Source organism: Sanguibacter suaedae (assembly GCF_016342785.1).
Classification (GTDB): domain Bacteria; phylum Actinomycetota; class Actinomycetes; order Actinomycetales; family Cellulomonadaceae; genus Sanguibacter; species Sanguibacter suaedae.
In genome coordinates this window covers 1-22869 of the sequence record NZ_JAEINH010000001.1, presented here as the reverse complement: position 1 = coordinate 22869, position 22869 = coordinate 1, and the positions used below count along the sequence as shown (strand labels likewise).

19 protein-coding genes and 1 tRNA gene are annotated in these 22869 nt (G+C 70.9%); 13 read left to right on the top strand and 7 right to left on the bottom strand.

Translation table 11 applies throughout. From position 1 onward, the window contains the following. Positions 1–77: 77 nt before the first annotated feature. Both JAV76_RS00100 and JAV76_RS00095 read right to left on the bottom strand, forming a co-directional pair. Entirely contained in the window at positions 78–1874 is a 1797-nt protein-coding gene (locus tag JAV76_RS00100; protein ID WP_198731990.1) for an arabinan endo-1,5-alpha-L-arabinosidase, read from the bottom strand. Between the two features lie 223 nt (positions 1875–2097). After that, positions 2098–3735 (bottom strand): family 43 glycosylhydrolase, encoded by a 1638-nt coding sequence (locus JAV76_RS00095; protein WP_198731989.1) that lies wholly within the window; start codon positions 3733–3735, stop codon positions 2098–2100. A gap of 226 nt (positions 3736–3961) precedes the next feature. Between JAV76_RS00095 and JAV76_RS00090 the strand changes: the two genes are divergently transcribed. From JAV76_RS00090 to JAV76_RS00080, 3 genes are all read left to right on the top strand, one after another. Beyond that, positions 3962–4048: transfer RNA gene (locus JAV76_RS00090), tRNA-Ser, on the top strand. 225 nt (positions 4049–4273) lie between these two features. Beyond that, positions 4274–5245 carry a type IV toxin-antitoxin system AbiEi family antitoxin gene (locus tag JAV76_RS15170; RefSeq protein ID WP_198731988.1) on the top strand — a complete coding sequence of 324 codons (972 nt, stop codon included), beginning with the start codon at positions 4274–4276 and terminating at the stop codon, positions 5243–5245. Further along, positions 5184–6095 carry a hypothetical protein gene (locus tag JAV76_RS00080; RefSeq protein ID WP_230401673.1) on the top strand — a complete coding sequence of 304 codons (912 nt, stop codon included), beginning with the start codon at positions 5184–5186 and terminating at the stop codon, positions 6093–6095. Before JAV76_RS15170 ends, JAV76_RS00080 begins: the two co-directional genes overlap by 62 nt. Before the next feature lie 38 nt (positions 6096–6133). Here JAV76_RS00080 and JAV76_RS00075 read toward each other — a convergent pair whose 3' ends face one another. Continuing rightward, positions 6134–8641, bottom strand: coding sequence for a DUF4268 domain-containing protein (locus tag JAV76_RS00075; protein WP_230401672.1), 2508 nt, complete (start codon positions 8639–8641; stop codon positions 6134–6136). Positions 8642–8718: 77 nt separating this feature from the next. Between JAV76_RS00075 and JAV76_RS00070 the strand changes: the two genes are divergently transcribed. Together JAV76_RS00070 and JAV76_RS00065 are read left to right on the top strand one after the other, a co-directional pair. Next, the gene (locus JAV76_RS00070; RefSeq protein ID WP_198731986.1) at positions 8719–9195 is read left to right on the top strand and encodes a hypothetical protein; all 477 of its coding nucleotides are present in this window, start codon (positions 8719–8721) and stop codon (positions 9193–9195) included. A 313-nt stretch (positions 9196–9508) separates the two neighbouring features. Next, entirely contained in the window at positions 9509–10174 is a 666-nt protein-coding gene (locus JAV76_RS00065; protein WP_198731985.1) for an 8-oxoguanine DNA glycosylase OGG fold protein, read from the top strand. Positions 10175–10196: 22 nt separating this feature from the next. Here the strand turns inward: JAV76_RS00065 and JAV76_RS00060 are convergent, their stop codons facing one another. Further along, entirely contained in the window at positions 10197–10640 is a 444-nt protein-coding gene (locus JAV76_RS00060) for a DoxX family protein (protein WP_198731984.1), read from the bottom strand. Between the two features lie 54 nt (positions 10641–10694). On the opposite strand from JAV76_RS00060, the gene JAV76_RS00055 reads away from it, so the two are divergent. Then, positions 10695–11276, top strand: coding sequence for a WHG domain-containing protein (locus JAV76_RS00055; RefSeq protein WP_198731983.1), 582 nt, complete (start codon positions 10695–10697; stop codon positions 11274–11276). 7 nt (positions 11277–11283) lie between these two features. Here JAV76_RS00055 and JAV76_RS00050 read toward each other — a convergent pair whose 3' ends face one another. Further along, positions 11284–12243, bottom strand: a complete 960-nt coding sequence (locus tag JAV76_RS00050; RefSeq protein ID WP_198731982.1) for a DUF2207 family protein — start codon at positions 12241–12243, stop codon at positions 11284–11286. Between the two features lie 80 nt (positions 12244–12323). After that, the gene (locus JAV76_RS00045) at positions 12324–13346 is read right to left on the bottom strand and encodes an ABC transporter ATP-binding protein (RefSeq protein ID WP_198731981.1); all 1023 of its coding nucleotides are present in this window, start codon (positions 13344–13346) and stop codon (positions 12324–12326) included. Between the two features lie 66 nt (positions 13347–13412). On the opposite strand from JAV76_RS00045, the gene JAV76_RS00040 reads away from it, so the two are divergent. From JAV76_RS00040 to JAV76_RS00030, 3 genes are all read left to right on the top strand, one after another. Further along, complete coding sequence (locus JAV76_RS00040; protein ID WP_198731980.1) at positions 13413–14075, top strand: ABC transporter permease; 663 nt, start codon at positions 13413–13415, stop codon at positions 14073–14075. Then, positions 14075–14785, top strand: a complete 711-nt coding sequence (locus tag JAV76_RS00035) for an ABC transporter permease (protein ID WP_198731979.1) — start codon at positions 14075–14077, stop codon at positions 14783–14785. The genes JAV76_RS00040 and JAV76_RS00035 overlap by 1 nt, the downstream gene beginning before the upstream one ends. Positions 14786–14882: 97 nt before the next feature. Beyond that, entirely contained in the window at positions 14883–15896 is a 1014-nt protein-coding gene (locus JAV76_RS00030; RefSeq protein ID WP_198731978.1) for a glycine betaine ABC transporter substrate-binding protein, read from the top strand. A 6-nt stretch (positions 15897–15902) separates the two neighbouring features. Here JAV76_RS00030 and JAV76_RS00025 read toward each other — a convergent pair whose 3' ends face one another. Beyond that, positions 15903–17417, bottom strand: a complete 1515-nt coding sequence (locus tag JAV76_RS00025; RefSeq protein WP_198731977.1) for a dihydrolipoyl dehydrogenase family protein — start codon at positions 17415–17417, stop codon at positions 15903–15905. Positions 17418–17524: 107 nt separating this feature from the next. Between JAV76_RS00025 and JAV76_RS00020 the strand changes: the two genes are divergently transcribed. The 4 genes from JAV76_RS00020 to JAV76_RS00005 all read left to right on the top strand — a co-directional run bounded on the left by JAV76_RS00020 (position 17525) and on the right by JAV76_RS00005 (position 22829). Beyond that, positions 17525–18817: a hypothetical protein gene (locus JAV76_RS00020; RefSeq protein ID WP_198731976.1), complete on the top strand. Its 1293-nt coding sequence runs from the start codon at positions 17525–17527 to the stop codon at positions 18815–18817. Positions 18818–18857: 40 nt separating this feature from the next. Beyond that, positions 18858–19781 carry an LLM class F420-dependent oxidoreductase gene (locus JAV76_RS00015; protein ID WP_198731975.1) on the top strand — a complete coding sequence of 308 codons (924 nt, stop codon included), beginning with the start codon at positions 18858–18860 and terminating at the stop codon, positions 19779–19781. A gap of 511 nt (positions 19782–20292) precedes the next feature. Beyond that, entirely contained in the window at positions 20293–22101 is a 1809-nt protein-coding gene (locus tag JAV76_RS00010; RefSeq protein WP_307843926.1) for a glycosyltransferase family 2 protein, read from the top strand. Further along, entirely contained in the window at positions 22098–22829 is a 732-nt protein-coding gene (locus JAV76_RS00005) for an efflux RND transporter periplasmic adaptor subunit (RefSeq protein WP_198731974.1), read from the top strand. Before JAV76_RS00010 ends, JAV76_RS00005 begins: the two co-directional genes overlap by 4 nt. Positions 22830–22869 lie beyond the last annotated feature (40 nt).

Sequence of the window (22869 nt, the reverse complement as noted above, 5' to 3'; positions counted from 1 at the left end):
ACGCACCCCGGGCGCCTGGGCGGGCTCCCGGGGTGCGTCGTCGGTCACTGTGCTGCGCGGCCTGGTCTCCTGAGAGGTCAGACCTCCGCGCGCTGCCGTGCGCGGCGCACGGCCAGGACGGTCGCCGTCCCGGCGCCCGCCAGCCCGAGGCCGGTGAGCACGAGGAGCGCCACGTCGGACCCGGTGCGAGCCAGGTCGCCCGTGGAGCCGGTGCTGCCCGACGTCGAGTCGCCAGTCGACCCGCCCGTCGTGCCGCCCGTGCCGCCGGGGACCGGTGCGGTGACCGTGCCACCGCCCGCACCTCCGGTGCCGGAACCTGTGCCGCCGTCACCGGGCTCAGCCGGTGTGCCGGGCTCTGTGGGCGTGCCCGGCTCGGCGGGGACCTCGGGGTCGGTGCCGCCGTCACCGGGCTCGGCCGTGATGGTGAGCGTCGCGGGTTCGGTGGTCGCGGTGCCGTGCGCGTTGTGGAAGGTGGCGCGCACGAGGAGGCCGTCGGCGTCGGTATCGAGGTCGGTGATCTCGAGCGTCGAGGTCGCGGCGCCGGTGGCGTCGCGCGTGGTGACGGGCTGCTCGTCGACGTCCACCCACGTGGCCCCGTCGAGGGACCACTGCCACACGGCGACCGGCGAGGGCGTGCCGGTCGCGACCGCGGTGAACGACGCGACGTCGTCCACCGTCACCGCGGCATCGGCGGGCTGCGCCGCGACGGCGGGGAGGTCGACCGACTGGTCGATGACGGGCCACCCGTCGACCCAGTCGATCTTGTGGAGGCCGAGCGTCGGGAAGTAGGGGATGGCCTCGTTGGAGCCGTCGTAGTAGTGGAACGCGAGGTAGTCGTCGAACACGGACTGACCGCCCGGCCCGGTCATGGCGCCGTGCGCGTCGAGGATGACGGTGCCACCACCGCCGAACATGTCCCGGCCGTCCTTGTCGAGGTACGGGCCGGTCACGGACTCGGAGCGCCCGACGGCCACCTTGTAGGTGGAGTCGCCGCCCTGGCAGCAGGAGTCGAACGACACGAAGAGGTAGTAGTACCCGTCGTGCGGGTAGATGTACGGCGCCTCGATGGGGTTGCCGGCGACGAACCGGTCGGCGATGTTCACGGTCTGCGACTGCCAGTCGGCGACGGGCTTGCCGCTGGGCCACTCGAGGGGAACCAGGAAGATCCCGTACCAGAACGACCCGATGGACATGTAGGGGCGCCCGTCGGCGTCCTCGACGATGCCCGCGTCGATCGCGTTGAACGTCTTGTCGGGGTTGGTCGGGTCGAGGCCCACCACGGGGGAGGACACGACGAGGCCCTGGTCGACCCACTCGTAGTCGGGGTCCTCGGGGTCGAGCGTCGTGTTGGTGGCGAGCGCGGTGAGCGAGTTGGCGGTCCCGAAGCCCGACGCGGAGTAGTACAGGTAGTAGGTGCCGTCGTTCTCGTAGATCTCGGGTGCCCACAGGTTCTCGGGGAGCTCGCCGCCGGCGAAGTGCTCGTCGATCCACGCGGGGATCTCGTCCCACACGGTGCCGACGTACTCCCAGGTGGTGCCGTCGTCGTGCGACGCGGCGATCTGGATGGTGCCGCCGTTCTCCCGGTTGATGCGCCCGGTGGAGTACACGTACCAGGTGCCGTCGTCGTCGATGATCAGCGCGGGGTCGTGGATGGGGGAGGTCTTACCGACGACGGACTTCCCGCCGGGCGCGTCGACCTGGTCGACGCTCGGCGCCGTGGGTGTGCTGAGGGCGGTGGGTGCGGTGGCCGTCTGCGGGGCTGGTGCGGCGGTGGCGGGGGCGAGTGCCGCGCCGGCCGTGGTCAGCCCGAGGCAGAGTGCCGCGAGGATGCTCGTGGGCCTTGCGAACCGTCCTCGTCCGGGAGTTCTCTTCACTGGTGGTCCTGCTCTCTCGTGGTCTCTCGTGGTGGTGTGCGAGAGACGCGGTGCCGTGCGGCGCCGCGCCAGTCGTCGTTGACCGGGTTGTCATACATCGATGTACTACAACGATGTAAGGAAGGTAGTCGGAGTGGGTGAAGACGGTCAAGGGCCGCGGGGCCGACGTTCTGGTCGGTCTCGCGGCCCTCGATCCGGTCGAGCGGCTCAGGTGTGCGTGCGGTCAGGAGCGCGTGAACCGCTGGTTGGCAGCACCGGTGCAGGTCCACAGCTGCATGGGTGTGCCGTTGGTGGTTCCCCATCCGGAGACGTCGAGGCAGAGCCCCGACTGGGTACCGCGGATGGTGCCGTCCGGCTGGGCCACCCACTTCTGATTGGTGCCGCCCGTGCAGCTCCACACGATGACGGCGGTGCCGGGAGTGGTCCGGCGGTCCTTCGCGTCGAGGCACAGGGATCCGAAGACCCGCAGCTCGTCGGAGGCCGTGGCGGTCCAGCGCTGGTTGGCGAGGCCGTTGCACGACCACGCGGTCGCAGGGGTGCCGGCCGTCGCCGCGGCGACGTCGAGGCAGGTGCCCGTGTGGACGTTGCGCAGGGTGCTGGTCCCGGACGTCTGGGCGCCGATGGTGGGCCACCCGTTGGTCCACGTCATGCGGTCGATGGCCAGGGTGGGTGTGCCGTTCTTGGTGGAGTCGTAGTAGTGGTACGCGAGGTCGTCACCGAACACGGACTGCCCACCGGGGCCGATCCGTGTCCCGGAGCTCTGGAGGAGGATGGTGCCGCCACCGTTGAGCATGGACTTCCCGGAGCGGTCCAGGTACGGGCCCGTCACGGAGCGCGAGCGTCCGACGGCGATCTTGTAGGTGGAGCTGGTGCCCTTGCAGCACGAGTCGAACGACGTGAAGAGGTAGAAGTACCCGCCGCGCTCCTTGATGTACGGGGCCTCGATGGGGTTGCCGCTGACGCGACGGTGCGCGAGCTGCACGGTCTGCGGCGCCCAGTCGGCGACGGCGACCTTCCCGCTGGGCCACTGGAGCGGCACGAGGAAGATCCCGTCGAAGAACGACCCGATCGACATGTACGGCTTGCCGCCCGACTCGACGATGCCCGCGTCGATCGCGTTGAAGTTCGCGCCGCCGGGCAGGCCCGTGGCCGGGGACGCGACCACGAGGCCCTGGTCGACCCACCGGTACGCGGGGTCGTTCGGGTCGAGCGTCGTGTTCGTGGCCAGCGCCGTGACGGACGTGTTGGTGCCGAACCGGGACGCCGAGTAGTACAGGTAGTAGGTGCCGCCGTGCTCGTAGACCTCCGGCGCCCAGAGGTTCTCCGGGAGCTCACCCCCGGCGAAGTGCTGGTCGATCCACGTGGGGATCTTGTTCCACACGGTGCCGCGGTACCGCCACGTGGTGCCGCCGTCGGACGACGACCACATCTGGATGGTGCCACCGTTCTCGCGCTTCACACGGCCGGTCCCGTACACCCACCACGTGCCGTCCCTGGCGACGATGAGCGCCGGGTCGTGGATGGGCGTGGTGTCACCGGTGACGGGCAGGGCGGCCATCTGCTCGGCGATCCGCGCCGCCGCTGCGGCGGCCTGGGGCTTGGTGCCCTGGGTGCCACCCGCGAGGGCGGCGTCGGGCGCGCTCGCGGCGGTCGGTGCGGGTACCCCGGTGGTGACCGTTGCGGTCGCGCTCACGGGCTGGGTCGCGGGCGCGACGGCAGCGGTCGCCGCGGTGGTGGTCGCGGTCGCGCCGAGCGCGAGGCAGGCGGCGAGCGCGATGCTCGCTGCCGTGCGGAAGCCGGCGCGTCGGGACGGACGTGCCGTGCCCGGGCGAGCAGGGATGTGCTGTCTGATGGGTCTCACTGGTGGGTCCTGTTCTCTCGTTCGCCGAGAAGGCGTCGCGCATCGGACCGTCGGTCCGTGCTCGATGCCAGTCGCCGTTGACTGGGCTCGATGGGTGGACTGACGCACACCTGCCCAGTGTGCATCGATGTAGAACGTGGGGACGAACCTAGCGAACGGATCCGAAACGGGCAAGGGGGCGTCCGATTGGGAGCTTCGACGGTTCGCCAGGTACTCTTCTGGGCGAGGTAGCGTGTCCGAGCGGCCTAAGGAGCACGCCTCGAAAGCGTGTGTGGGTGAAAGTCCACCGTGAGTTCGAATCTCACCGCTACCGCTCTCGGGTCTGTCTCAGGCCCATGTACGACGAGAACCCCTGTTCGGGGCCCAAGAGGGCCTGGCGCAGGGGTTCTGTCGTGTCTGACCGCTGTGGGCGTCGGTCGTTGCCGACGGGTGCGTGCGATCTGCCGAACTTGTGTCGAGACAGATGCCGTCGCGTGGCGTTCAAGATTCTTGAACGTTCAGGAATGCTGAACGTTCAAAAATACTGTACGGTCCTCGTGTGGACACCGCACCGGGGAGAGGGCGCCAGGATCTGGCAGCTCAGATAGTCGAGAGCGCCCGCGAGAACCATGTCACGCTGCGGATCAGTGACAGCACGGTCCTCGTAGAGCTCGACGGTCAGACGTACGACTGGCCCGCTGTGTGGACGACCGGCACGAGGGACGTACCAGCACGCATCCAGAAGGGTGCGTTCATCTTGGCGGAACGCCTCTCGCCCGCGGCCACGGCCAGCATTCGCCGAGCGGGAGCAGCGGGCGCCGATGCTCTCGGAACCGTCTACGCGCGTGCGCCTGGGTTGCTCGTGGACGTGCGGGGTAGGCGCCCGCCGGCGGCTCGGGGCCTCCGCTCGGCTCCGACGTCGTCGAACCTCATGAGTGCTGCCCGCGCCAAGGTCGTCTTCTGCCTGCTCCAGTGGCCGGAGCTGTTGCACGAATCCGTGCGCGTGCTGGCAGCGACTGCTGGGGTGTCCGTCGGTTCCGCGCAGGGCACGCTCTCCGCGCTCGACGAGGAACGCCATCTGACGGTCGGGCGGACCCGCCTGACCCGGCGGGGTGAGCTCTTGGACCAGTGGGCGACGGCCTTCCCGGCAGGATTGGGCCGAAGGCTCGAGCTCGCGAGCTTCGTGGGAGATCCGACCCCGGAGGTATGGGCCGAGGCGGGGCATGTCGTCCATGCCAGCGGCGTGTATGCAGCAGAAGGTATCAACGGGAAGGGGATGACCATCTACGTCGAGAGAGTCGATGCCAAGGCGGTCATGGCATCTCGATGGCGCACACCGCAGATAGTGAACGGTGAGGTGGCGAACATCGTGGTGAGACGACGCTTCTGGACGTCGGCCGAGAACTCGGGCGACGACGGGCGAGGGAAGGTGTTGACAGCACCCGAGCTCTTGGTGTACGCGGATCTTCTTGCTTCCGGAGAGCCCCGTCAACGAGAAGTCGCCTCACACCTGCGAGAACGTCTTGTATGACGTAGACGTCGCAGCGGTGCACCTGGAGCACGCTGCCGGCGAGGTGCTCAGAACGCTCTGGCCTCTCGTGGACCCCGACTCTGGCGTGATGGTCGTGGGCGCGGTTTGTCGGGACGTCTTGCATGCGGCACTGGGTATGAGTGAGCAGCTCACCGCCACGGGTGATCTGGATCTGGCCTTCGGGGTGAAGGGCTGGGAGCAGTACCGGGCGCTCACGTCGAGGCTGGAGAGTGTCGCGGGCTCGGGATCGAACATCAGGTATCGGGTCGCGGGAACTCTGGTGGATCTCGTTCCCTTCGGCGATGTCGAAGAGCCGGTGGGAGAGGTTCGACTTCCTCACGAGACCAGCATGATGAGCGTCTTCGGCTTCCAGGAGGTGTTCGCTGCCGCGAGTCGGGTCACGCTCGCGGGCGGAGCTGCTGTTCGGCTCCCGACGCCGGCAGGCTATGCCGCGCTCAAGCTGAAGGCTTGGGTGGACAGGCGCGCTCACCACGAGTCGAAGGACGGTCGAGACCTCGGCACGGTGATGTCCTGGTACGAGCAGTCACCTCAGGTGATTGATCGACTCTATGAGCCGGATGACAACGATGCAGCAGCCGCTGGTGTGCTGGAGGCCGCGGACTTCGACCCGGCGCTCGGTGCGGTCGAGCTCTTGGCCCGAGACGCGATGTCAGTGATCGGGGCAAACCGGCACGCTGAGCTTCGCAGGCTGTGGCAGTCGGTCGACGACGACCTTCTCGCGACGGATCTGGCACCACGTCGTGCCTTGCCTCGAGGACCCCGGACCGGTCGTCTCGACGAGAGGGTCCTGGCTCTTCGGCGTGGCATTGATGGTCCCACTCTTCGCTGAGTGGTAAGAGCGCGGAGTCCTCACGCAACCACGAGGACTCAGGTGTGCTGACGGTATTCCTGCACGTACGCGGCGAAGATTGCCGCGAAGGTCTCGGTGGTGCGGACCAACCACTGTGCGAGGTCCGGCCCCACGGCCGCGTCGCGCCAGTCGCCGTCGTGCCGCAGGATCGCTTGGCTCGCCTTGTGCTCGGGGTTGTCGCGCCACTCCAGGTGGGCGCCGAGCGAAGCTTCGATCTCTTCGCGGTGTCGGTGAAGGTGAGCGAAGAGGTCCTTGTCGTCGCGGACGTAGAAGGCGCACGAGACGGCAGGCTCACGGGTGGCGAGGGACAGGGCGACGCTGCACCCGGGCAGACCGATGGCGACGCCTACCGAGTCCTGCGTCGAGCCCTTGGGCCATGACGTGATGAGGGTTCCGGTGGACGTGCCGAGCTCGCGGACGGTCTCGAAGAACGCCTGGCGCTGTGCCAGCAGCGGTCTGGTGCTCGATGTGCGCCAGGAGGGCGTGTCGCCGACCTCGAGGCCGGCGAGCTTTGCGAGCTCACGGGCGGCGACGAACTGCGCAGGATCCGCGCGTCCGTCGTCGTCGAAGGTCAGGCCCTCGGATTCCAGGTAGGTGCGGGGGTCGTCGGCGCGATCCGGGTCCGGCCAGCGGAACCCGGGAGAGATGGTCCCGCCGCGCTGGAGCACCCGCCAGAACCCGTGCATGAGGCGGGTGGTGATGATCGCCGCGACGGGCTGGGGGTAGGAGCCTGCGATGAGCGCGACCTCACCGTAGGAGGTCCAACGCCCTGCGGGGATCTCGGCGACGATCGAGGAGACGATGCGGCCGGTCTCCGACGACTCCTCGTCGCCGGTGCTCGTGAGCGTCTCGTCCGGTCCGGGCCACAGGGAGATGATCTTCTCGGCCAACGCGGCACCACGTGCGTGGATCTCGGTCAGGCTCCATGTCTCGTGAGCGGCAATCTCCTGGTTCATGCGGAGCCCGGACTCCCCGAGCATGGCCCGCTTCTCGGCGAAGGGGCGGTTGCTCAGCTCGCTGTTGTAGGCGGTGAGCGTCAGGTTGCCGATCGTGTGGACGAGGCGTTCGTGCTCGGCGGTCACGTCGGCGTCGTCGGAAAGCCCGGCGGCGAAGTCCCGGCGCACCGTGTCGGTCAACGTCTGCGGCAGCACGTGCTCGATGGTGAGGTTCGTGGGGTCCACGGCTTCCTTGGAGGCGTAGGACTCCTCGAGCCACCGCAGGATGAGCTTCTTCTGCGAGGCACGGCCCTGCCAGTAGAAGGGCACTGCTCCGACGGCCGCGCGCACCTGCGTGTCGGTGGCGAAGTGCTTGCGCCCACGGGACAGATAGTCCCTCAGTGCGATGTCGACCGCTTCGGCGTCGGCGACGATGTTCACTGCTAGGAGGAGGGTGCGGTTGAGTCCGGTGGTCGCTCGCCCGGCGACGATGCGACGCACGAAGTACGACTCGAGCGTCAGGAGCGCGTGAGCGGCCTGGGTGGGTGTCGCTGTGCCTGCGGCTCGGCGTGCAAGGATCGCCATGACGACCGGGTAAGCGGTGGTCGAGCCCCACGCCCTGATGTGGTCGAGACGCGTTCGGATGGCCGGGTCGGTCTCCCGGGAGGGATCGAGGATCGTGGCCAGGACGTCACCGAGAGCAGCGATGCGTCGGACCTCGGACTCGATCTGGTCGGGCGTGGTGAGCTTCTCCAGCCGCTTCTGCTGTCCGGCGTAGGTGTCGGACTGCTTGACCCGCTCGTCGCGTCGGGCGAGGTCGAGCCAGAAGAGCAGCTCCAGGTTGTCGGAGGAGAGCTTCTTCTCGAGCGGCAGCCACACGGCGTCGTAGACGTCCTCGGAGCGCGGCCCGAGCCGCATGAAGAGGTAGTTCTTCAGGAGGTCGGACTGGCTGAGCTGGAGACCGGTGTTGTTGAGCGACTCGAAGATGCGGTGCGCGTTGTCGCCCGGTTCCGCGGTCACCACGACGACGGTCAGTCCGTGGACGACGGCGTTCTCGATCTCGTCGAGATCGCGAGGGTCGTCGGGGCCGTCCGCCAGGGCGAGCTTGGCTCGGAAGTGGTTGTAGGCGGTCCCGATCGCATCGGACCCGCCGGCCTCGGGGGATGACGTCAGCACCGCCTTGTACGCGTCCCGGTCGGCCTGGGTGGGTAGCACCTTGGTCGGCTTGCCGGTGTCGTAGACGTTCACGAGGTACTGGGCGTGGATGCCTTCGGCCCGGTCGGTGCGGCCGGTCTCGGCGAGGTGGTCGCGCAGCGCTGCGAGGAGAAGGGTGAGCGTGGTCAGGCGCTGCTGGCCGTCGACGACGAGCAGCTTGGCCAGTCCGACGGCGTTGAAGTCAGGGCTGGTGGCCAGCACGAGCGACCCGATGAAGTGGTTCGACCCCGGCGCCTCGCGCCGCGTCGCCGCGAGCTCGACGACGTCGTCCCAGAGCTGGTCAAGATGCTTCGCGCCCCAGGAGTAGACCCGCTGGTACAGCGGGACCTGGTACTGCTTCTTGCCCTCGAGCATCCCGGCGAGGCTCGTCTCCATCGCTTTGACCACGTGTGACCCCCGCCTTGTGCCCGACCTGTGACTGCCTCACCGTAGCGTTACCGTTGGCACTGCCGGTGGCGTGGCTGCCGGCCACAGAGGTCGCCAGCCTCCTCAGGAGAGGGGTGCCTCGAGTCGTCACACCGATCGGAGTGCTCGTGGTCCACGAGAAGACCGTGCGACGAGTCACCTCCGTGATTCTCGGACTGGAAGCTCTCTATGTAGTCGGCCTGGTCGTCGTCGTAGGTGGTTTCGCCGCGTCGATGCGCGCGTTCGACGGAGAGCCGCAGCCTCAGCTCTCTGGGGTCGTGACCGTCGTCGGGCTTCTTTCAGGGCTGGTCCTCGCGTCGGCGGCGATCGTGGTGATGAAGGGATCCTTCGATCCTGGGCGCCAGCCTGATACGGCGTCCTGGGTGCTGTGGGTCGCGCTCGTCGTGAACGTCGGGCTTGCCGTCGGTGCACTCGTCTCTGCGCTCTGGCTCCTGCTGGGAGTCTCATTGACCGTGTCGTGCATCCTGGGCGCCCAGCTCGGACGGCCGAGGCATGTCCTTTAGTGGAGATCTGCATGGCTGCGTGATCGAATATGCCAGCGACATCGTGGAAGGGGACGGGTAGCCTCGTCCTACCTCGCCCAAGGTGCGCCCATCCGGTAAAGGCGCACTCAGCCCGCAGTCGGAGAGGGTGGCTGCCCGTTCGAGCCGGGCCGGGTCCGTGAGGTGCCCTCGCGCTGCGGGCGCGATGGGCGCCCACCTCGTTCTCAGCCTGCAGCGGGTGAAGAATGCAGGAATCCCGGACAACGAGTCCCTGCGGGAACATTCACCCCGGAAGGTGCGTGGAGCCGACAGGTGCGTGTGGGACTGTCGAGGAATGCTCTCCCCGCCCTCTTCGCTCGCCGCTCTCCTCGAGGAGGAGAGCGCTGCGGACCGTGCTTTCTGCTATCAGAGGGAGCGCTGGCGGGAGTGGACGGGACACCTCGACCAGAACGCCCTCGTGCTCGACGACCTGCCCGCCGAGCTGGACCGGACGGACGCGGCACGGCTCGTCCGTGACCTGCTGCCGGGCGACGTGACCGGGGCGTTCACCGTCGCGATGATGTGGGGCCACGGCCCCTCGGGGCACGGCCCCTTCCGGACGGCGAGGATCCTCACCGGGTCCAAGCGCCCCAAGGAGGAGCTCGTCCGGGTGGACGTCCGCCGCCGCCTCCGAGAATCTGCTGACATCGCGCTGAAGAAGGGCGCCGTGGCGGCGAGGCTATTCCTGAATGCGAGGGAGGGAAAGGTCGACAGGTTCGGTCCCGCATTCATCACCGTGTGGATATCCCTGATCACCGCTCGGGGTGAGGCGCGGTCGCAATTCGCTGCTCCGGTCCTCGACCCGAGGATCAGCAGGTGGCTCGCCGTCCACGCCATCTCGGTCCGGGGCGACCACCCCGACGACTACGCCCGGTACGTCGAGATGGTGGCCGGCTGGGCGACGTCGAGCGGACTGGCCCCGGTGGAGGTCGAGGAACGCATCCTCCGGCTGGCACGGTAGGCATGGCCTGCTGAGGTCCGACTCAGGTCGCGGCGACCACGCACGCCGTGATGAAGACGACCTGGAGCGCGGTCCGCAGAGCCAGGGGCGTCGTCGGTGCGGACGGGTGGACGGGCCCCGACGCCGCCCGGACGTTGGCCGGGAACATCGCGACGAGCAGGAGTGCGAGGCAGACGGCTGCGACGGTGCGCGTGGCCGGCACGAGCACCCCGAGCGCACCGACGATCTCGAGGACGCCCGTGACGGTCACCGCGAGCTCGGGGCGGGGAACCCCTGTCGGGACGATGGCGACGAGCCCAGCGCGACGGGGCTGGCGGAAGTGCGCGGTTGAGGCGAGGGTGAACATCGCGGCGACACCCACCGCGGTGGCCGTGGACCACGAGCTCAGGGTGCTCAGGCTCGGGACCCCTGCGCCCAACGCGCGCGCGATGCAGGTCGTGACGACGAGGGCGACGAACGGTGCCACGTGGACTCCTCCAGGGTCGGGACTCGATCCTCTGCGCCGCCGACCATCTTGTCAATGACAAGATTGCGGTTAGCATGGACCGTGCCCTACCACCACGGCGACCTGCGAGCGGTGCTGCTGAGCGAGGCCGCATCCGTCGTCGCAGCCGACGGACCTGATGCGCTCACCCTCCGTGGCCTGGCCCGACGGGCCGGTGTCTCCCACGCGGCGCCCGCGCACCACTTCCGGGACCGGCGCGGGCTGCTGACCGCCCTCGCGACCGAAGGATTCGTCCGGCTCGAGCGCGCGATGCGATCAGCGCCGACGTTCCTGGAGACGGCCGTCGCGTACGTGGAGTTCGCCACCGGGGCCGGGCGCGGTCACTACGCCGTGATGTTCGACAGCTCGCGCACCGACCCGCGGGACCCTGACCTCGAGGCCGCTCGCACCGCCGCGGGGCAGGTCCTCCTCGACGGCACCGGGACCGTCGAGCCCCGGTCTGCCGATGCACCGCTGGCAGCCTTCGCGCTCGTCCACGGCCTCGCCACGCTCGTCATGTCGGGAGCCCTCCGCGCCACCCACCCGGGCGCGGACGTCGGGGACCTGACGCGCCGCGCCGCGCGGGTCCTCTTCGCGGAACGGTCCGACGAGACCTGACGAGCGCTCAGTCCTTCGCGTAGGTCGCCCCGTCGTGCAGAGCGGGGCTGCCACCGGTGGCGACGCGGTCCCACGCGTCGCCGGGGACGTGGTCGCTGTCGGCATCGCTCGTGGGTCGTGCTGCGAACTCCGCGATGAAGTCCTTGAGGGGACCGTCGTCGGGCAGCACGCCTGCCGTGTGCCGCTCCAGGCCGACGACGACGGCCCAGGGGAGGAGCGCCCGCAGCTGCTCCGGGCTCGGAGGCGCAGGCGGGTCGACGAGGGACACCCAGCCCCCAGGCGTGAGGAACCGGTCGATCCCCAGGACCTGCTCCCGCACCGCCATGCCCGTGTCGGTGAGCGCGTGCCACCGGTGCCGGGGCGGCAGGAGCACCACGACCGTCATGATCGCCAGCGACACCACCGCGAACGCCGTCTGCGGGTGCTCCGCGACCCGTCGGATCGCCACGAGCGTGAGCGCGACCAGCCCGGCGAGCAACGGCCACCGGTGGACGGGCAGCGGCACCACGGCCCGCAGACCGTCCCGCACGACGACGTCGTTCACCAACGCCTGGACGGTCCGGACCCGATGCCGCAGCGCCCCGTCCGACCGCGACACCCGCGCCCGCATCCCCGCGGAGGCGGGCACACCCACCAGGGCCGTCACGAAGCTGCCCTCCACGTGGTCCAACCCGTCCACGTCACGGACCTCGACCCACCAGCCGTCGTCGTCCCGGCCCAGGTCCAGGGCTCCGCGCTGGACGAGGTCCACCAGCTGGGCGCTCGTGCTCCGGGCGCGCATCCCCGCGCAGTGCGCCGCGACGAGGACACTCACACCCTCGGGAGGCACCCGCCGCTCGGGCGCGTACCTCCCGGGTGGGGCGTGACGTCCACGGTCCTGGACGACCAGGTGCACCGTCGTGAGGACGAACCCCACCGCCACCAGCAGGACGGCGACCCCGATCCCGGAACCCTCCGACGCTGTCATCGGGCACAGCACACCACGCGCCCACGAACGGGAGGTGACGGGAGGTCGACGCCCAGGTGACCCGCCGCGCGGGACAACCCTCAGGAGGGGGAGGTCACCCGGCGCAGGGCGGCGAGGAGGCCGTCCGCGGTGAGGCGCCCGACGACCGCGCCACCGTCGTCCACGACCGTGACTCCCGCAGGCCCCGCACCCGAGAGCGCCGCGAGCGCGTCGTCCAGCGACGCCCCGAGCGCGACCGACCCCGCAGCCGCACCGTCCTTCACGAGCCCGAACCCGCCGTCGACCGCCTCGAGGTCCCGCCGCTCCACGCGCCCGAACCCGAGGAGCCGCGTCTCCCGCCCGGTACCGATGAACTGCTCCACGAACGCGTTCGCCGGCCGCGCGAGGAGGGTCACCGGGTCGGCGACCTGCTCGACCACGCCGCCCCGGCTGAGCACGACCACGCGGTCTGCAAGGCTCACGGCCTCGTCGATGTCGTGCGTGACGAGCATGACCGTCGTCCCGAGGGTCTGCTGGATGCGGCGGAACTCGACCTGGAGGCGGCGGCGACCCTCCGGGTCCACGGCCCCGAAGGGCTCGTCCATGAGGAGCACCGGCGGGTCGACGGCCAGCGCCCGCGCCACCCCGACGCGTTGGCGCTCGCCGCCGGACAGCTCGTGCGGGTAGCGGCGGCCGTACGTCGCGGGGTCGAGACCGACGAGGTCGAGGAGCTCCTCGACGCGCGCGGCCGCGCGGCGCTTGTCCCACCCGAGGAGGCGCGGGACGGTGGTGACGTTCTGCGTGACCGTGCGGTGGGGGAAGAGCCCGACGTGCTGGATGACGTACCCGATGCGGCGCCGCAGGGCCACGGCGTCGACGCTCATGACGTCCTCGCCCTCGAGGAGCACCTGACCGGACGACGGTTCGACGAGGCGGTTCACCATGCGCAGCGTGGTCGACTTGCCGCACCCGGACGGCCCGACGAGGGCGAGGAGCTCGTGGGGCAGGACGTCGAGGTCCAGGCCCTCCACGGCCACCGCGCCGCTGGCGAACTCCTTGCGCGCGGCACGGAAACGGATGAGCGGCTCCGCCGTCGAGGAGTCGGAGTCCGTGGTGGGAGCCATGCGGCGACACTACCCGTGGGCCACCCTGCGCGCGCCGTCACCAGAGCACCCCGATAGCCTCCTGGGGTGGAACCCGAGCCCCCCGCCAACCCCTGGCTGTCCTGGTCGTACGTCCAGGACAACTCCTCGGAGATCCTCCGGGCCCTCGGCCAGCACACCTCCCTGACAGTCCTGGCCGTGCTCATCGCGGTCCTCGTCGCCGTCCCGCTCGCGGCCCTCGCGCACCTGCGCCCCCGCCTCGCGGGCCCCCTCCTGGGCACGACGGGGGTGCTGTACACCATCCCGTCGCTCGCCCTCTTCGCCGTCGTCTACCCGCTGCTCCGCGACCGCCGCAGCACCGTCCTCCTCGGCCTCGTGCTCTACGCGCTGCTCCTCGTGGTCCGCAACACCCTCGTGGGTCTGCGCGGGGTAGACCCGGACGTCACGGACGCGGCACGGGGCCTCGGGTACAGCCGGGCCCGGACGCTCTTCACCGTCGAGCTGCCCAACGCCCTGCCCAGCGTCCTCACCGGCGTCCGCCTCGCGACGGTGAGCACGGTGGCGCTCGCGACCGTCGGCGTGGTCATCGGGTACGGGGGGCTGGGGCAGCTCATGGTGCGTGGCCTCGGTAGCGGCTACCGGGCGCAGATCATGACCGCGACCCTCCTGTGCCTGGCCCTCGCGCTCGTCCTCGACCTCCTCCTCACGCTCCTCGGACGAGCGCTCACGCCCTGGGCGAGGGGACGCTGATGGACGACGTCTCAGCAGCCGTCGTGTGGCTCAACGACCCGTGGAACTGGACGCGTGGCGGTGGCATCCTCGACCGCACCGTCGAGCACCTCACCATGACGCTCGTCGCCGTCCTGCTCGCGGCGCTCGTCGCTCTCCCGCTCGGCGTGTGGCTCGGCCACCGCGAGCAGGGGTCGACGACGGGCAGGCGGCCCCGCATCCAGGCGGGCCCGGCCGCGGTCCTCGCGGCGAACGTCTCCCGCGCGCTGCCCACCTTCGCGCTCCTCACCATCTTCGCGACGACGGGCGTCGGCTTCGGCAACCGGCCCACCGTCCTCGCGGCCGCGATCTTCGCGCTGCCCGTCATCCTCGCCAACACCTACGCCGGGGTCCGCGGCGTGCCGCCCGACGTCCGCGACGCGGCCCGTGGCATGGGCATGTCCGGCCTGCGCGTCCTGACGTCCGTGGAGCTGCCCCTGGCGCTGCCGCTCGTCGCAGCCGGGCTGCGCACCGCCGCCGTGCAGGTCGTCGCGACCATCCCCCTCGCCGCCCTCGTCGGCGGCGGCGGGCTCGGCACGGTCGTCGTCCAGGGCTTCGGGCTGCAGCGGTACGGGCAGGTCATCGCCGGCGGAATCCTCATCGCCGTCCTCTGCCTCCTCCTCGAAGGAGTGCTCGCCGTCGCCCAGCGCGTCGTGACGCCCAGGCCCCTGCGAGGCGTCCGCGTCGCGTGACGTCGCACACCGCGGTCCTCCGCGCGCCCTCCACCGGTTGCCGACGAGGGTGGACCAGGATCGAATACGAGTCGTCGACCTCACGTCTGGAGCCATCATGCGCACCCACCGTCCACAGTCCCTCGCGGTCGCGTCCGCGGCCCTGGGGCTCGCGCTCGTCCTGTCCTCCTGCGGCGACCCCGGCTCCTCCGGCGGCCCCGCACCCACCACCGCGTCCGCGGGCGGTTCGGACCTCGAGACCTGCGAGGCGGTGCCCGGCGAGGGCCTCGTCGCCCTCGAGGACGACATGAACCTCCAGAACCCCGAGAACGTCATCCCTGCCGTGAACGCCGAGGCCGTCGCCGAGAACCCCGAGCTGCTCGAGGTCCTCGACACCGTCTCCGCCGTCCTCGACACCCCCGCGCTCGTGGCGCTCAACGCCGCCGTCGAGGTGGACCGCCAGACGTCCGCGCAGGCCGCGGAGGCGTTCGTCGCCGAGCAGGGCCTCGACTCCCCGGCCGACGTCGGCGGCGGTGCGTCCGTCGTCGTCGGGTCGCAGAACTTCACCGAGGGCGCCACCCTCGCCGCCATCTACGCCGAGGTCCTCGACAGCGCCGGGTTCGACGCCACCGTCCAGGACGTCGGGAACCGGGAGCTGTACCTCGCGGACCTCGAGTCGGGCGCCGTCACCGTCGTCCCCGAGTACGTGAGCACCCTCACCGAGTTCCTCAACCTCCGGGAGAACGGCCCCGACGCCGAGACGGTCGCCACGACGGACCTCACCGCGACGATGTCCGGGTTGACCCTCCTCACCGACGCCGCAGGGATCGCCGTCGGCACCCCGTCCGACGCGCAGAACCAGAACGCCTTCGCGGTCACCGCCGGTTTCGCGGAGGAGCACGACGTCGCGACCCTCTCCGACCTCGCCGCGAGCTGCGGCGGGATCGTCCTGGGCGGCCCGCCGGAGTGCCCCGAGCGCACCTTCTGCGGGCTCGGTCTCGAGGAGACCTACGGCATCGACGTCGCGGAGTTCACGTCGCTCGACGCCGGAGGCCCCCTCACCAAGCAGGCGCTGGCCGACGGGACCATCACCCTGGGCCTCGTCTTCTCGTCGGACTCCGCCCTCGGCTGACCCGGCTCAGAGCCCCGCGGTCTCCAGGAGTCTCAACCACACCTCGGAGACCGTGGGGTAGGCGGGCACGGCGTGCCACAGCCGGTCGAGCGGGACCTGCCCGACGACGGCGATCGTCGCCGCGTGGAGGAGCTCGGCGACGTCCGGGCCCACGAACGTCGCACCCAGCACCACGCCGCGGTCCTCGTCGAGGACCAGCTGCGCCGTGCCCTCCGTCCCGTCGCCGTTGACGGCCGTGCCCGCCACCGAGCCGAGGTCGTACCGCACCGTGCGCACCGTGTACCCGGCATCGCGGGCCGCGGCCTCCGTGAGCCCCACCGCCGCCACCTCGGGGCGTGTGAACACGACCTGGGGGACGGCCTCGTGGTCCGCCGTCGCCCGGAACCTCGACCACGCCCTTGCGCCGTCCTCCGCCGCCTCGTCGGAGTCCCCGAAGCGGGCCGCGATGACGTCGCCGACGACGCGCGCCTCGTACTTGCCCTGGTGCGTGGTCGCTACACGCCCCGCGGCGTCACCAGCTGCGAAGAGCCACCCGCCGTCGACGCCCTGCACCTGCATCGCGTCGTCCACCTCGAGGTGCGGACCGGCGTCGGGGTCGTCCGCGGTCAGCCCCACCGTGTCCAGCCCCAGGCCCGCGGTCGCCGGCCGGCGACCCGCTGCGACGAGGACCTCGTCGGCCACGAGCACCGACCCCGACCCGTCGAGCCGCAGGTGCACCTCCCCGGCGGGCCCGGCCTCCGCCGTCGTCTCGCGCCGCACCGAGGTGGCCTGCGTGCCCAGCCGGACGTCGACCCCCAGGTCGCGCAGCGACGCGACGAGGGCGTCGCTCACGAACGGTTCCGTGCCCGGCAGCAGGCGGTCGCCCCGCACGAGCAGCGTCACCGCGCTCCCGAGGTCGCTGAACGCCGTGGCCATCTCCACGGCCACCACCCCGCCACCGATGATCGCCAGGCGCCGCGGGACGTCCTGCGCCGCCGTGGCCTCCCGGCTCGTCCACGGCAGGGCAGCAGCGAGGCCGTCGACGTCGGGGATGGTGGGGACGCTCCCCGTCGCGAGGACCACCGCGCACCGCGCCACGAGCGTGCGCGTGCTGCCGTCGGCCCCGGTGACCTCGAGCCGTCGCGGTCCGACGAGGCGGGCACGCCCCCGCACCAGCGTGATGCCCGCGCCGTCGAGCCACTCGACCTGGCTCGCGTCGTCCCACTGCGACGCGAAGGAGTCGCGCCGTCCGAGGGTCGACGCGACGTCGACCCGCGGGACGCGGTCCTGCGGCACGAGCCCCGCGGCCCCGGGCACGCGCCGCGCCGCCTCGAGCACCGCGCCCGGCCGCAGCAGCGCCTTGGACGGCATGCACGCCCAGTACGAGCACTCCCCACCCACCAGCTCGTCCTCGACGACGGCGACGCTCAGCCCCGTGCGCCCCGCCCTGTCCGCCGCGTTCTCGCCGACGGCTCCCGCCCCGACGACGACCACGTCGTAGGTGAGCTCGTCGGTCTGGTCCGTCCGTGCCTCGTGTGTCATGCACCCATGGTGCTCGCGCGTGGCGCGAGCCGCACCGCGGACGACGCGCGCCGCGCCCTGACCGGGACCTTTGCCCCTCGCGGCCCACCCTGTGTGAGACTCGTCTCATGCACGACGTCTCCACCGACCCCGACCTGCTGACGCTCGTCCCCATGTACATCGCGGTCGCTCCCCGCGACCCGCGCGGTGAACGGCGTCTGTCCGACGAGGCCATCCGGCACGTGCCGGCCGCCACCGTCGAGGAGGTGTCCGACGTCCTCGTCCAGCTCGGTGTCCCCGCCGAGGCCATCGACGGGGCCGTCCTGGGTGCCCCCGGCTGGGTCGTCGCCCGCACGGTCGGCTGGAACGACGGGCGTGTCCTGCGCTGGGCGCCCGACGAGAACCCCGTCCGTGGTCCGTTCCCCACGCTCCCCGGCGAGGACGTCGCCACGTACCTGTCGCGTGCCATCGACGTCGAGTGCCTCGTCGGCGAGGACTTCGACATCCCCGCCGAGACGCCCGGCGCGGAGGAGATCGGGCTCGTCATCGAGAGCCGGTGCGGCGCCGTGGTGAGCGCCGGCCTGCGCTCCACCGACGCACCCCACCTCGCGCACCTCACCCAGGAGGCGCTGTGGTTCGCGCAGGTCGACGGCGTGTCCGTCGTGGCGGGCGTCGACCCGTCCGCGGACCTCGCCGACGTCGCCGCCTACACGTCGAGCACACCCACCCTCGGACTGGAGCGGCACGGCCCGTGGCGGCGCCTCGGGGTGGTCCGCGACGGTGAGGTCGTCGCCGCCCACGAGTGGGGACCCGCATGGTCCCGCGTGGACCCGTCCGCCGGGCAGGCCCCTGACGCCGAGGTGTTCTCCCTCGTGTTCGACCGGTTCGAACCGCCCCAGGCCGACACCGACGCGATCGTCGAGGCCTTCGGTCTCGGTCAGGAGGAGGCGGTCGCCCTCGCCCGGCTCCTCCGCGCTCCCGACGCCGACGACCCCTTCACCACCGTCCTGCGCATCCTCGGCCTGCCCGAGGAGGCCGCCGAGGTCGCCGAGGGGTGGCTCAGCGCCGCCGAGCTCCCCGGAGCCCGGCGCGTCGAGCCGCAGCCGTTCGCCCGGACCGTGTGGTCCACCCTCACCACCGACCCCACGGAACCCGGGCGCCTCAACGACCTCCAGCGCCTGTGGATCCACCGCCCCGCCGCCTACTGGGTGCTGTCCGCCGCCGAGCTCGCGCTGTCCGTCGCGGCGGCCGCCGTGCTCCTGCGGCACCCGGGGACGACGACGGGTGGTGCAACGGCCCGCACGGGCAGGGGCACCCACCTCGTGCGCCGCGCCGCCGGCTGGGCCGGCGTGGTGGCGGCCGTCGTCACGGTCGCCGACATGGCCGTCCCCCGACGCATGCGAGGCCTCGACCCCCGCTGAGCACGCGGCGCACCCCGCCCGGCGTGCCTAGGGTGGAGCCATGGACCTCAGGATCTTCACCGAGCCCCAGCAGGGCGCCACGTACGACCAGCTCCTCGCCGTCGCCCAGGCCACCGAGCGCCTCGGGTTCGACGCGTTCTTCCGCTCCGACCACTTCCTCGCCATGGGCGACGGCGAAGGCCTCCCCGGCCCCACCGACGCCTGGCTCACCCTCGCCGGGCTCGCCCGCGAGACCAGCACCATCAAGCTCGGCACCCTCGTCACGTCCGCGACGTTCCGCCACCCCGGTCTGCTCGCCGTGCAGGTCGCCCAGGTCGACCAGATGAGCGGCGGCCGCGCCGAGCTCGGTCTCGGCGCCGGGTGGTTCGCCCGCGAGCACGAGGCCTACGGCGTGCCGTTCCCCGCCAAGCGGTTCGGGATCCTCGAGGAACAGCTCGAGGTCATCACCGGCCTGTGGGGCACACCCGTGGGGGAGAGATACACCTTCGAGGGGACCCACTACACGCTCACCGACTCCCCGGCCCTGCCCAAGCCCGTCCAGCCGCGCGTGCCCGTCATCGTCGGCGGCAACGGACCGCGCCGCACCCCGGCGCTCGCCGCCCGCTTCGCGACGGAGTACAACGCGGCGTTCCCCGAGATCGACGAGATCGGCGGCATGTTCGGGCGCGTCCGGGCGGTGTGCGAGGAGGCGGGGCGGCCCGCCGACGAGCTCGTGTACTCCGCCGCGCTCGTCCTGTGCGTCGGACGGGACGAGGCCGAGTTCGTGCGTCGCGCGGAGGCCATCGGGCGGGACCCGCAGGAGCTCCGCGAGCACGGGGTCGCCGGGACGGTCGACGAGGCGGCCGAGACGCTGCGTCGCGTCGCCGCCCAGGGGGCGTCGCGCGTCTATCTCCAGGTGCTCGATCTGGCCGACCTCGAGCATCTCGACCTCGTCGCGGAGAGCGTCATACCACAGCTGGGATGACGTCACCAGTCCATCAGGTGGACGGTTTTCCACATCATCACGTGAACACCACGTAAATCCTGTCAGTCATGAGAACGCCTTCAAGGCCCCGTCGAGGGTGGGCCCGGGTCCGCGGAGCAGCGGACCCGGGCCCTTTTTCATCCGGGTGAAGTCCCTGGTCACTGCCCCTGGAATCGTGTTCACGACCGGCCCCGGGAGCGCCGCCAGCGGGTGACCAGGTGGCTCGGAGCGGGCGAAGGTTAACAGGAGCACCCCCTTGTGCTCCACGTGCGCGTCGTCACATGCTGTCCCGGAGATCGCCGCGAATAACGCGGCTACGTTGAAGTGGTCCGGCTCAGGGCGCACTCCGTCCGGGCCATCCGTCCGCAAGTTCACCCTCGACCGCACGCGGTCGGGCGCCGATCCGCAAGACCGGGAAGCGCCCCCCGCCGTCCAGACGTCGCCAGTGCCGCCGCCGTCCCCACCCGCTGTCTCGCTCCCCCGGGAGCCCGATCCAGTCAGGGGGGCCACAGTGGCCATCTCAGAATTCGAAAGACTCGTCGTCACGCCGCGCCGCAGCGAGCTGACGTCCAAGACCATGGCCGACCAGGAGCGTCTCCGGGTCGCCCTCGGTGTCGACGACGCCCAGCCCAGCTCCGCCGCGCCCGAGGACAGCACCACCGCGCCCGGCGGACACTCGCCGTCGCTCATGATGCTCGTGCTCCTCGCGACCCTCGGCGTCCTCGCCTACTCCGTCTTCCTCCTCAACCCGCGCAACATCGGCGACCCGCTGCCCTACGCGCTCGTCATCACCGCGGAGACCATCCTCGTGGTCCAGGCGCTCCTCGCCATGTGGACCATCCTCTCGAGCAGCTACAACCCTCGGGACTTCGCCTTCTACCACGCGCAGGACCGCCTCCACGACGTCGCGGACATCATCCGCGACGGCACCGAGGACCGGCCCCAGGACTGGACGCTGTTCCTCCAGGACAAGCCCGTCGTCGTCGACGTCTTCATCACCACCTACGGCGAGCCGCTCGAGACCATCCGCAAGACCGTCACCGCAGCCGTCGCCATGCGCGGACGGCACACCGTGTGGGTCCTCGACGACGGCCGGTCCGACGACGTCCGCGACCTCGCCGCAGAGCTCGGCGCCCGCTACGTGCGCCGCCTGTCCAGCAACGGCGCCAAGGCCGGGAACGTCAACCACGCCCTCGCCCTGAGCCGCGGCGACTACTTCGTCATCTTCGACGCCGACTTCGTGCCCAAGCCGAGCTTCCTCGTCGAGACCGTGCCCTTCTTCGTCGACGAGCGCGTCGCCTTCGTCCAGACACCCCAGGTGTATGGCAACCTCAACAACGTCATCTCCCGCGGCGCCGGCTACATGCAGGCCGTCTTTTACCGGTTCATCCAGCCGGGCCGCAACAGGTTCAACGCCGCGTTCTGCGTCGGGACCAACGTCATCTTCCGCCGCAAGGCCATCAACGACATCGGCGGCATGCACACCGACTCCAAGTCCGAGGACGTGTGGACGTCGCTCATGCTCCACGAACGCGGCTGGCGCTCCATCTACATCCCCATGGAGCTCGCCGTCGGGGACACCCCCGAGACCGTCGAGGCCTACGCCAAGCAGCAGCTGCGCTGGGCCACCGGCGGGTTCGAGATCATGCTCCAGCACAACCCGCTGTCCCCGCGACGCAACCTCACCATGGACCAGCGGCTCCAGTACACGGTCACCGCGACCCACTACCTCGCCGGAATCTGCCCGCTCCTCCTGCTCCTCGTGCCACCGCTGCAGATCTTCTTCGACCTCACCCCGATGAACCTCACCATCGGGACCGGGACCTGGTTCCTCTACTACGCCGGGTTCTACGTCATGCAGATCGCCATCGCGTTCTTCACGCTCGGATCCTTCCGGTGGGAGGTCCTCATGCTCGCCACCGTGTCCTTCCCCATCTACACGAAGGCCCTGTGGAACGCGATCTGCCGCAAGGAGCAGAGCTGGCACGTCACCGGCCGCGCCGGCCGCGCCACCTCACCGTTCAACTACATGGTCCCGCAGGTGCTGTTCTTCTGGTTCCTGCTCCTCACCACCGCCGTCGGCGGCTGGAAGGACTGGAACGACGGGACCTTCAGCCTCGCGCTCGCCTGGAACGCCACCAACACCCTGATCCTCGGTGGTTTCCTGCTCTCCGCGACTCGCGAGGCCCGCGAGATCGCCCAGGCCGCCCGCGCCGAGAAGCGCGCGTCGCGCCGCGCCCGCCGCGTCCTCGGCGACCGACCCGCCCCCACCGAGGCCACGGCCTCGTCCGACCTTTCCCCCACCGGAGGTGCCCGATGACCTGGCCCAACCGTCTGCGCGTGGCCATCGGCCTCGTCCTCGTCCTGGCGGTCGTCGCCGCCTTCACGATCGTCCTCAACCGGCGCATCACCCAGGTGTCCTCCGCCAGCGCCTCCATCGCCGCCCTCGAGGTCCAGGTCGGCACCGACTACGCAGGGACCGTCGTCGAGCAGTTCGTCCAGGAAGGCGACACCGTCACCGCCGGTGACGCCATCGTCTCCGTCCAGAGCCAGGCGCTCGCCCACGACCTCGCCATCGGGCTCGTCCGCGCCGACGCCGCACCCTTCAGCGTCGAGACCGACGGCACCATGACCTTCGTGGCACCCGAGTCCGGCATCGTCACCGACCTCGTCGCCGACCAGGGAGCGTTCGTCCAGGCCGGGGCCGTCCTCGCCACCGTCGAGCGCGAGGACTCGCTCTACGTGAGCGCCGAGTTCTCCCTGGACCCCACGGACTACGAGCGCATCGAGACCGGCGCGACGGTCACGGTCGTGCTGCCCGACCAGCAGGAGATCGTCGGGACCGTGGACCGCATCGACGTGCGGACCACCGCAGGACGCGCCGAGTCCATGATCCGCGTCACCAGCGACGAGCTCGTCCGCGGGAACAGCAACGGGCTCATGATGCCCGGCGCGCCCGTCGTCGCGAGCGTCGAGCTCCGCGACGACGGGATCATGGCCGGCCTCGAGGAGAGCGCCACCGCCTTCCTCCGCAAGATCGGGGTCTGATGCTCACGACACGTCCCACGCTCCGCACGGCCACGGCGGC

Excerpts from the sequence above, each read along its gene's own strand:
- JAV76_RS00055 (WP_198731983.1), top strand. The coding sequence starts at position 10,695 with ATGACAAGATTGCGGTTAGCATGGACCGTGCCCTACCACCACGGCGAC.
- JAV76_RS00045 (WP_198731981.1), bottom strand. The coding sequence starts at position 13,346 with ATGGCTCCCACCACGGACTCCGACTCCTCGACGGCGGAGCCGCTCATC.
- JAV76_RS00005 (WP_198731974.1), top strand. The coding sequence starts at position 22,098 with ATGACCTGGCCCAACCGTCTGCGCGTGGCCATCGGCCTCGTCCTCGTC.
- JAV76_RS00035 (WP_198731979.1), top strand. The coding sequence starts at position 14,075 with ATGGACGACGTCTCAGCAGCCGTCGTGTGGCTCAACGACCCGTGGAAC.
- JAV76_RS00025 (WP_198731977.1), bottom strand. The coding sequence starts at position 17,417 with ATGACACACGAGGCACGGACGGACCAGACCGACGAGCTCACCTACGAC.
- JAV76_RS00015 (WP_198731975.1), top strand. The coding sequence starts at position 18,858 with ATGGACCTCAGGATCTTCACCGAGCCCCAGCAGGGCGCCACGTACGAC.
- JAV76_RS00030 (WP_198731978.1), top strand. The coding sequence starts at position 14,883 with ATGCGCACCCACCGTCCACAGTCCCTCGCGGTCGCGTCCGCGGCCCTG.
- JAV76_RS00020 (WP_198731976.1), top strand. The coding sequence starts at position 17,525 with ATGCACGACGTCTCCACCGACCCCGACCTGCTGACGCTCGTCCCCATG.
- JAV76_RS00075 (WP_230401672.1), bottom strand. The coding sequence starts at position 8,641 with ATGGAGACGAGCCTCGCCGGGATGCTCGAGGGCAAGAAGCAGTACCAG.
- JAV76_RS00050 (WP_198731982.1), bottom strand. The coding sequence starts at position 12,243 with ATGACAGCGTCGGAGGGTTCCGGGATCGGGGTCGCCGTCCTGCTGGTG.
- JAV76_RS00065 (WP_198731985.1), top strand. The coding sequence starts at position 9,509 with ATGCTCTCCCCGCCCTCTTCGCTCGCCGCTCTCCTCGAGGAGGAGAGC.